Here is a 5,829-nt window from a genome sequence, read left to right as displayed (position 1 = left end):
CCGAATGGGCGCGCGGCAATCTGCGGATACAGCCGGCTTCCGGCGGCGTGCGCGGCCGCCGACACTTCCAGCTGCTCGCGCCACAGCTGGGGCGCCGGGTCGATCTGAATCAGGGCGAACGAAATGGGGCGGTCGATCTCGCCGGCCAGCCGCTGCATCCACGCCAGTTCGCGTTTGGGTGCCAGAATATCTTCTCCCCCAACGCCTTCCGGTGCTAGCTCGAACACCGCACGGCCACCCGCGGCCATAGCCCGGCCCAGCCCGAACAGCTCGTCCTCGGCGGCAAAGGTCCCCGGGACCGGCTCGCCGTCCATCGCCCGGTGCCCCAGTGTTCGCGACGTCGAAAACCCCAGTGCCCCGGCCTCGATGCCTTCGCGCACCAGTCGGGCCATCGCGTCGATGTCTTCGGGTGTGGCCGCGTCGTTCCGCGCACCGCGCTCGCCCATCGCGTACGCGCGGACCGGCCCATGTGCGATCTGGCTGCCGACGTCGACCGCGAACCGTCCGCGCTCAACCGCATCGAGGTATTCGGGGTAGCTCTCCCAGCCCCACGAGATGCCTTCGGTCAGCGCGCTGCCGGGAATGTCCTCCACGCCCTCCATGAGCTCGATCAACCAGTCTTCGCGACCGGGGCGCACCGGGGCGAAGCCCACGCCGCAGTTGCCGGCGACGACTGTGGTGACACCATGGCCGCTGGACGGCTCGAGCAAGCTGTCCCAGCTCACTTGGCCGTCGTAGTGCGTATGGATGTCGACGAATCCCGGCGCGACGAAGAGGCCGGTGGCATCGATGGTTTCCGATGCCTCGCCCGGCAGTCCCGGGTCGGCGGCCGCGCGGCGCATCACCTCGACGATCCGGCCGTCTTTGACCCCGATGTCGGCGAGGTAACCCGGCACGCCGGTGCCGTCAATGACGGTGCCCCCGAGCAGCTTCAGATCGAACATCCGGCGACCTCCTCGACAGACGCCAAGGCCGATAACTTCCCTAAATTATGTATTTTTGTAATACAAGGCGTCCAGAGGCATTGCCCAGTGCGAGACGCGGATGTCACGCTAGCTGCATGACAGAAGCTGATGCGTTCGTCGACCAGGCAGTGATGGGCCTCGCCGAACCGCAACCCATGTACAAGGCGCTGCGCGAGTCAGCGCCGGTGTTCAGGGCGCCGCAGGCGGTGGTGCTCAGCCGCCTGGCCGACATCGAGATGGCCCTCAAACACACCGAGCTGTTCTCGTCGAACATGGACGCGGTGGACCTGGGCAATATCCGTCCGCTCATTCCACTGCAGGTCGATCCGCCCGAACACGCGAAGTACCGTCGCATCCTGGATCCGCTGTTCACACCGCGCGAGATGGCCCGGCGTGAACCGATGGTCGCCGAGCTGGTCAACCAGATGATCGACGGCTTTGCCGAGAAAGGCGAGTGCGACTTTCACGAGGAGTTCGCGGTGCCCCTTCCGTGCACCGTGTTCCTGCAGCTACTGGGCCTGCCGTTGGAGGACCTCGAGAAATTCCTGGAGTGGAAGGACGGCGTCATCCGGCCAGAAGGCGCCACCGACTGGGATGACCGGCACGCGGCGTCGGCGCCGATAGCACAACAGATTTACGACTACTTCGAGCGCGCCATTGACGACCACATCGCCAGCCCGCGCGACGACGTGCTGTCCGCCATGATCGCGGCGAAGGTCGAGAGCGAGGGCGGGCGCCCGCTCACCCGCGAGGAACTCCTCGACATCTGCTTCCTGTTCCTGATCGCGGGGCTGGACACCGTCACCGACTCGCTCGACTGTTTCTTCGTGTACCTGTCCCGCCACCCCGAGCACCGTCATCAGCTCATCGAGCAGCCCGACATCCTGCCGCACGCGATCGAAGAGTTACTGCGCTGGGAGACGCCGGTGCCCGGCGTCGCTCGGGTAGCCATGCAGGACGTCGAGGTGGGCGGATGCCCGATCAGCAAGGGCGAACGGGTCAGCCCGCTGCTCGGTGCGGCCAATACCGACCCGGCCGAGTTCGCCGATCCGGAATTGGTGGATTTCACCCGCAACCCGAACCGGCACCGCGCCTTCGGCGGAGGTCCGCACCGCTGCCTGGGATCCCACCTGGCGCGCATGGAGTTACGGGTGGCGTTGCGCGAATTCCACCGACGCATACCTGATTACGAGATCAAGCCCGGCACCCAGCTGACCTATACCGCCGCACTGCGGTCGGTGGAGGCGCTGCCGCTGGTGTTCGGAGTTGCGAACCGATGAGTCACGTCTCGGTCGACCCGGACCGCTGCGTCGGGCACGGACGCTGCTACACGCTGGCGCCCGACATCTACGACGCCGACGACGTCGGACACTCGATCGTGCTGGTCGAGGACGTCTCTGGCGAGTTGGAGCAGCATGCCCGCGCCGGCGAACAGAACTGCCCCGAACAGGCGATCACCCTGACTTAGTGAACATCCTTGTTGCACAGAGAGATTGGCGGGCAGTGCGGTAGCTCCCGCCGGGCGCGACAGCCCGGGGTTACCCAGGTGCGGTCGGAGCATGTGAATATGACAGACGCTTGCCGCCTGCGGGTCGTACGCTGACGCAAACCACAGAAGGGACGCTTGCCCATGGAACCGACCGCGCTCGATCCGGTAGCCAGCGAACGTTTGTCGCACGCTGGCAATATCTTCACGTCGGACTTGTCGATCAACGAGTTCGCGCTGCTGCACGGGGCCGGGTTCGAACCCCTCGAACTGGTGATGGGCGTGTCGGTATATCACGTCGGCTTCCAGGTCAGCGGCATCAGGCAGCAACAGGAGCTGGGCGTCCTCACCGAGGCGACCTACCGGGCGCGCTGGAATGCGATGTCGCGCATGCAGGCCGAGGCCGATGCCCTCAACGCCGACGGAATTGTGGGCGTCCGGCTCAACTGGCGCAATCAGGGCGAGGGCGGCGAACATCTGGAATTCATCGCGGTGGGCACGGCGGTCCGGTACACCGACAAGCCCGGCGCGTTTAGGCGTTCCAACGGACAAGCGTTCTCCAGCCACCTGTCGGGCCAGGACATGGTGACCTTGCTGCGATCCGGATGGGCGCCCGTCGCCTTCGTGATGGGCAACTGCGTCTTCCACATCGCCGTGCAAGGGTTCATGCAGACACTGCGCCAGATCGGGCGCAACGTGGAGATGCCGCAGTGGACGCAGGGCAACTACCAAGCACGTGAGCTCGCAATGTCGCGCATGCAGGGCGAGGCCGAACGAGACGGCGCCACCGGCGTGGTCGGCGTGCACTTCGCCGTCTCCAACTACGCGTGGGGCATGCACACCGTGGAGTTCTACACCGGAGGAACGGCCGTGCGTCGCAGCGGCAGCGGAGAAACCATCACGCCGTCGTTCGTCCTGCCGATGGACGGCTAATGACACCGGTGGACAAACAATGACGGCCTTCGACGCCGAGCGATTGAGCCGCACGATCACGGCTGCACTCGCCGGTCCCGGCGGAGTCGCGTTGGTAGTGAAGGTGTTCTCCGGGCTGCCGGGCGTGGTGCACACGCCTGCCCGACGCGGTCTGCTGCGATCGCAGCCCGAGCGAATCCAGATCGCCGACTGGCGTTACGAGATCACCAACGACGGCCGACTGCTCGCGGCGCACATGGTCAACGGCGTCGTCATCGCCGAGGACATCCTCCTTGCGAAGGAGGTCGGCCCGCACATCACCCGCTCGCTGGGGCAGATCGTCGCCCGATACGGCACGGGCGTCGTCCCGAACATCGACGCGGCCGTCGAGATTCTGGGCACCAGCACCGGCTACGAACTCTGAGGGCTTTGATCCTCGGGCGCGTCGCTCCCTTCCGGTCGCTTATCGCTGCATTCCAGCAGCTCTTTGAGCGCCTCGGGAAATTCGTCGGCGACGTCCCAGAGGTCGGGCAACAGGTCCGGGCAGGAGATGATGCCGATACCCAGTTCCCCATTGAGCGACATGACGGTGATGTTGAGTCCCGCCCCGGCGAGAATCGGGCCGAGGGGATACATCGCCTCGATTCGGCAGCCCATAAAGTGCAGCTGGGCCCGCGGGCCGGGCACATTCGACAGGATCAGGTTGTAGGCGGGATTGAGCGATATGGGCATGTGCGGCAGCATCTTCATGGCCGCGCCGAACAACGTGGGTCCACCGAACTGTGTCCAGTCGTGCAGCAGAGTCGGACCGATAGCCGCGGTGTGATCTTTTGCGGCGGTGTTGCCCGCTGCCGTAGTGCGGATTCGCTCGGCGGGATCGGTGATTTGGCTCTCCAACCGGCAGAACATCCACGTCGTGTGGTTGCGGCCGGGTCGACTGGATTTGTCGTGAACCGATACCGGCACCGCCGATACCAAAGGCGTGTCCGGCAGTTCGCCGCGCTTCAGCAGAAACTCCCGTAGCACCCCGGCGCACAACGTCACCACCACGTCGTTGACCGTCACCCCGAACCGTTCCTTGACTCGGTTGATGTCCCGCATATCCAGCTGGGTGTAAGCGATGTTGCGGAGCCCGCTGAACGGAGCGTTGAACACGGTCGTCGGAGCAGCGAACGGCGCCGCCATGGTGCGGCCCTGCCGCGCCCGCAGCGCCGTCTGCACCAGCGTGGCCATCGTGGCGGGCACCACCGTGGCCAACCGCAACGGCCGCAACATGAACCCCTTCAACCCGCTCGCGGCGATCTGCAGCCGACTACCGCTGCCCGCTCCCGCGACCACAGGCTGCGGTGCCGGCGCGTCGGCCTCCACGGTGCACAATTGGGCCAGCAGATTCGCGCCGGCGACGCCGTCGACCATCGAGTGGTGGATCTTGAGCATCAGCGTTACCGCATCGCTACGGGCATCGCCCTCGATCACCCACATCTCCCACAGCGGACGGTCACGGTCCAGCGGCAATCCCGCTACATACCCACAGATCTCAGCCACCTCGCGGCGCCCACCGGGCGCCGGTGCACCCACTCGGTGCAGGTGGCGACGCAGCTGGAAGTTTTCGTCGTCAACCCACACCGGATGATCCAGGTTGAACTGGGTATCGGCGAGTTTCATCCGAAATTCAGGCACCGCTTTCATGTGCTTTGTCAGCGCTGCCCGCAAGCGGCTATACGAATAGCCGCCCGGCATCGTCGAGGTATCCAACTCCAACACGCAGCACACATTCAGTGGCTGTGTCGGTGTCTCCAAATACAGGAAAAATGCGTCAAATCCGCTCAGTCGTTCCATAGCCGCCCGCTTGACTAATGGCCCCTAGCAATCTTCCGCCCCGGAAAGTTCAGGCACAAGAAGCCCGCAGAACCTCGTTTCTTTCTGACACGTCCGCCCCCACCAAAATTGATAACTCAACTAGATAACGTGATCAGCTCGGCTGCGTTAAGTATGCGTTTCTGCATGCGCCGAGCGGCGCGCGCAGAACCGCGGCCGCAACGCCAGCAGCAACCATGGTGCTCCCATCGAGGACGTCTGCCGATCGTCGAACCCGTTGGAGCCACAACACTGTGGGAAACCCGAACGCGTCCGGGGTTCCCCACAGGCAACGAAAGTTAAACATCTTTTTTTGGCGTTTTTTGGAGCCGTCATCGATGACCGACGGTCACCGCGTAGCGCACGCGACCCCGGGTCGTGGGCCGCACCAGCGAGCCAGCACCGCCGACAGCTCCGCGGACGCCACCGGTGCCCGATTAGCGGCCCATGCGATGTAGCCGTCGGGGCGGACCAGCATCGCCGCGGGCAGGCTCGGGTCGGTATGGACAGCTTGCTCGGCCCGTACGCGGCAATCGCCTGCTGGGCGCTTGCCGTCCTGGACCTCGGCGCCGGGCGTCCAGCCGAAGCGTTCGACCGGCTTGCGGCGCT

Annotated in this window: 6 protein-coding genes and 1 pseudogene; 4 read left to right on the top strand and 3 right to left on the bottom strand. The window is 65.2% G+C overall.

The window, feature by feature from the left end; all coding sequences use genetic code 11:
- Positions 1-944, bottom strand: a 944-nt coding sequence (locus VML93_RS10190; RefSeq protein ID WP_325610201.1) for an N-acyl-D-amino-acid deacylase family protein, incomplete at its 3' end; no start/stop codon positions are given.
- A gap of 116 nt (positions 945-1,060) precedes the next feature.
- On the opposite strand from VML93_RS10190, the gene VML93_RS10185 reads away from it, so the two are divergent.
- From VML93_RS10185 to VML93_RS10170, 4 genes are all read left to right on the top strand, one after another.
- On the top strand, positions 1,061-2,245 hold the full coding sequence (locus VML93_RS10185) for a cytochrome P450 (RefSeq protein WP_325610199.1): 1,185 nt from the start codon (positions 1,061-1,063) through the stop codon (positions 2,243-2,245).
- Positions 2,242-2,433: a ferredoxin gene (locus VML93_RS10180; RefSeq protein ID WP_325610198.1), complete on the top strand. Its 192-nt coding sequence runs from the start codon at positions 2,242-2,244 to the stop codon at positions 2,431-2,433. Before VML93_RS10185 ends, VML93_RS10180 begins: the two co-directional genes overlap by 4 nt.
- Before the next feature lie 162 nt (positions 2,434-2,595).
- Positions 2,596-3,384 carry a heavy metal-binding domain-containing protein gene (locus VML93_RS10175; RefSeq protein WP_325610196.1) on the top strand — a complete coding sequence of 263 codons (789 nt, stop codon included), beginning with the start codon at positions 2,596-2,598 and terminating at the stop codon, positions 3,382-3,384.
- Between the two features lie 19 nt (positions 3,385-3,403).
- Positions 3,404-3,787 carry a DUF5073 family protein gene (locus VML93_RS10170; protein ID WP_325610194.1) on the top strand — a complete coding sequence of 128 codons (384 nt, stop codon included), beginning with the start codon at positions 3,404-3,406 and terminating at the stop codon, positions 3,785-3,787.
- Here the strand turns inward: VML93_RS10170 and VML93_RS10165 are convergent.
- Positions 3,775-5,202 (bottom strand): wax ester/triacylglycerol synthase family O-acyltransferase, encoded by a 1,428-nt coding sequence (locus tag VML93_RS10165; protein ID WP_325610192.1) that lies wholly within the window; start codon positions 5,200-5,202, stop codon positions 3,775-3,777. The two genes, VML93_RS10170 and VML93_RS10165, sit on opposite strands and share 13 nt — an antisense overlap.
- A 367-nt stretch (positions 5,203-5,569) precedes the next feature.
- Positions 5,570-5,829, bottom strand: a pseudogene (locus VML93_RS10160) (hypothetical protein); the annotation flags it as partial.

Source organism: Mycobacterium sp., assembly GCF_035499775.1.
Lineage (GTDB): Bacteria > Actinomycetota > Actinomycetes > Mycobacteriales > Mycobacteriaceae > Mycobacterium.
This window is presented reverse-complemented; position numbering and strand designations above follow the sequence as displayed.

Bases quoted from the DNA above. Each gene is read 5' to 3' on its own strand.
- VML93_RS10180 (WP_325610198.1), top strand. From the start codon at position 2,242: ATGAGTCACGTCTCGGTCGACCCGGACCGCTGCGTCGGGCACGGACGC.
- VML93_RS10185 (WP_325610199.1), top strand. From the start codon at position 1,061: ATGACAGAAGCTGATGCGTTCGTCGACCAGGCAGTGATGGGCCTCGCC.
- VML93_RS10175 (WP_325610196.1), top strand. From the start codon at position 2,596: ATGGAACCGACCGCGCTCGATCCGGTAGCCAGCGAACGTTTGTCGCAC.
- VML93_RS10165 (WP_325610192.1), bottom strand. From the start codon at position 5,202: ATGGAACGACTGAGCGGATTTGACGCATTTTTCCTGTATTTGGAGACA.
- VML93_RS10170 (WP_325610194.1), top strand. From the start codon at position 3,404: ATGACGGCCTTCGACGCCGAGCGATTGAGCCGCACGATCACGGCTGCA.